1 protein-coding gene is annotated in these 579 nt (G+C 25.7%); it reads right to left on the bottom strand.

From position 1 onward, the window contains the following. Positions 1–99: 99 nt before the first annotated feature. A partial coding sequence (locus AYC60_RS00100) for a two-partner secretion domain-containing protein (RefSeq protein WP_156447598.1) occupies positions 100–579 on the bottom strand: 480 nt, incomplete at its 5' end.

Raw genomic sequence — 579 nt, 5'->3', positions numbered from 1 at the left:
TAGTTTAATAAGTTTGTTTTTTAATTCTTCTGAGTGTTTTTGTATCATAATTTTTTCTCCTTTTTCCTTAATTATATTATACACCACTTTACTCTACTGTTACAAATTTATTATACCACTACAGTTATATCCTTTTATTTCTTCATTTTCTATTATTGGTTTTGATGTTGTTAAAGCCATATTATGTATATTTAAAAAACTTGCACCATCTAGTGTTATTCCATTAGGATTTGAAAGTATTACATCTAATTTATCTTTACTTAATGCTTCAAGTATTCCTTTTAGTTTACTTTCTTCTAATCCTGTTACATCTAGAAGGGCAAGTTTTGCTCTTGTATCTTTAATATTATTATTACCATTTATTAGTCCTGCAATTCTACTCCTTGCAATATTTTTTGCATTATTTATTACAGCACCTTTTTCACTTACATTAAATTCTTTAAAGGTTGAATGACTTACACCTTTAGGACTTGGAGTTGAAATATTTATGATGTCTACACCACTATTACTCTTTTCTACATATACATTAGTTTTTCCATCTACTGTTATGTTTGCATATGAAAAAAATGTAATTAAAAA

The organism is Streptobacillus felis (genome assembly GCF_001559775.1).
In the GTDB taxonomy this organism is placed as follows: domain Bacteria; phylum Fusobacteriota; class Fusobacteriia; order Fusobacteriales; family Leptotrichiaceae; genus Streptobacillus; species Streptobacillus felis.
The sequence above is the reverse complement of the archived record's forward strand: the minus strand, read 5'-3'. Positions and strand labels throughout refer to the sequence as shown.